Genomic DNA, 2,087 nt, shown 5'->3' with positions numbered 1-2,087 from the left:
CTTTTGTTCAAACAGGGCAGGGCCACCGAGCCAGCCGGATAAAAACTCAAAAAACTTCTGCCGGACGTTATCCAGTGGCAGGGGATGAATTGCATAGAGTTCTGCGGCCTGCGGCGCGGTTGCCATGATGTCGTAAAACCGGTTAGCCAAGCGATGCACCGTCTCTTCGCCACCCATGATCTGGTACGGTGTTTGTTCAGGTGTCGGGTGTTCCTTGCTATTTGAAGTGGTTTTATTAACAATCATCTGCACTAACTTCTTAATGGGCATGTTCTGTGGACCGCTATGCTGTGTTCGGTAACCCGATAAATCACTCTAAGTCACCTTTTATTCATCGGCTGTTTGCTGCATCGCTCGGCGAGCAACTGGAATACGAGGCTATTTTAGCACCGCTTGATGGCTTTGCCGACAGCTGGCAGCAGTTTGTCGTCGACGGCGGCAAAGGCGGCAATGTTACTGTGCCATTTAAAGAGCAGGCTTATCGTATGGCGCAGACGTTGTCAGCTCGGGCGCAGCAGGCAGGGGCTGTAAATACGCTTTACATTGATGAAGCAGGCAAACTCTGTGGTGATAATACCGACGGTATTGGCCTGGTGACTGATTTAATCAGGCTCGGTGCCAGTTTAAGTGCAAGCAATATTCTGTTACTGGGGGCAGGAGGCGCCAGTCGCGGGGCGATAGGGCCTTTGTTGGACGCAGGCGTAAAACAAATCGTATTGGCCAACCGTACACTGAGCAAAGCGCAGGCAATAGCAGAGAGCTTTGATCAGCGGGTAGTGGCTTGTGGTTATGCTGATATTCCATCCATCCCTTTTCAGATAGTGATCAATGCCACCTCATCTGGTCTAACCGGCGAGCGACCCGAGATCGCAGCGGAACATATGCAATACTGTCAATTGGCGTACGACATGTTATATGGTGCTAAACCTACACCGTTTTTGCAGTGGGCCAAATTACAAGGGGTGGCACAGCAAGCAGATGGTCTTGGCATGTTAGCAGCACAAGCTGCAGAAGCGTTTTATATCTGGCGTGGTAAACGGCCTGACATCAATGAGGTATTAAAAGCACTGCAGGAACAATTAACGGCGTGAACCAGCAAATTATTTTCAATAACGACTTTGATTACTGTGCGGATAAGCAGGCGGTGAGGTTCAGCTGCCTGGTCAGCGGCCTTAAAGTTAACTGCTATATAAAGGTTGGCGCAGAGCAGTGTGAAACAGCACTGCTCCAGGTCAAGCAAGATGCTTTTAATTGGGAAGATAAGGCAGAGCAAGCCATCGCAGCCGATGAAATCAACAACGATGGCGAGGTCTGGCTTTAGCGCTCCAGCAGATACTCATTTTTCAGCACAACATAGTTTGCTGCTGACTCACTCAGAAAATGGCGCTCTGCTTCGGTTAAAGGTCGAGCCTGTTTAGCCGGGCTGCCGACATATAAGTAACCACTGTGCAGATGTTTGCCCGGCGGTACCAGGCTGCCGGCACCGATAATCACATCGTCTTCTACGACGACATCGTCCATCACGATAGCGCCCATGCCAATAAGAATGCGATTTCCTATTCTGCAGCCATGTAGCATAACTTTATGGCCGACGGTAACATCTTCACCAATAACAAGCGGCGAGCCAGCCGGTTTTCCTTTGCTGGGCCTGGATAAATGCAGCACGGTACCGTCTTGCACATTAGTGCGGGCACCAATGCGGATATAGTTCACATCGCCGCGGGCAGCAACTAATGGCCAGATACTGACGTCTTCTGCTAATTCAATATCACCGACCAGCACACTGGATTCATCTACATAAACCCCTTTTGCCAGTTTCGGCGAAACACCTTTATAAGCTCTTATTGTCATAATTCCCTCCAATGCTGAGTTATTATGCAGTAAATGTACTAAAAAAGCGCTTTTCGTGCGTTTTTTCTTCGAACGATCCTAAAAAGCCAACTTTTCTCAATTTACCTGTTGCGTGTGTTCAAAAACGCCCTATAATGCGCGCCATGCCACGGGGTGCTGCGGTTCGGGTGCGTCGGGTGAGTTAAAAAGTCTCTCAAAAATCTTTTAAAAAGGCGCTTGACAGACGGGTTTAAATC

Annotated in this window: 3 protein-coding genes and 1 pseudogene; 2 read left to right on the top strand and 2 right to left on the bottom strand. The window is 49.2% G+C overall.

Annotation, left to right across the window (positions count from 1 at the left end):
* Positions 1 to 246: pseudogene (locus VIN66_RS08495) on the bottom strand (hemoglobin-like oxygen-binding protein); the annotation flags it as partial.
* A 29-nt stretch (positions 247 to 275) separates the two neighbouring features.
* On the opposite strand from VIN66_RS08495, the gene aroE reads away from it, so the two are divergent.
* Positions 276 to 1,091: a shikimate dehydrogenase gene (gene aroE / locus VIN66_RS08490; protein WP_331923574.1), complete on the top strand. Its 816-nt coding sequence runs from the start codon at positions 276 to 278 to the stop codon at positions 1,089 to 1,091.
* On the top strand, positions 1,088 to 1,321 hold the full coding sequence (locus tag VIN66_RS08485) for a DUF1488 family protein (protein ID WP_331923573.1): 234 nt from the start codon (positions 1,088 to 1,090) through the stop codon (positions 1,319 to 1,321). The genes aroE and VIN66_RS08485 overlap by 4 nt, the downstream gene beginning before the upstream one ends.
* On the opposite strand, the gene VIN66_RS08480 is transcribed toward VIN66_RS08485, so the two are convergent.
* Positions 1,318 to 1,851, bottom strand: a complete 534-nt coding sequence (locus VIN66_RS08480; protein ID WP_331923572.1) for a gamma carbonic anhydrase family protein — start codon at positions 1,849 to 1,851, stop codon at positions 1,318 to 1,320. The genes VIN66_RS08485 and VIN66_RS08480 overlap by 4 nt on opposite strands.
* Positions 1,852 to 2,087 lie beyond the last annotated feature (236 nt).

Origin of the sequence: Rheinheimera sp. (assembly GCF_036568245.1) — a bacterium.
In the GTDB taxonomy this organism is placed as follows: Bacteria; Pseudomonadota; Gammaproteobacteria; order Enterobacterales; family Alteromonadaceae; genus Alishewanella.
Note: the sequence above shows the minus strand (reverse complement) of the source record. Positions and strands in the feature narration are given on the sequence as shown.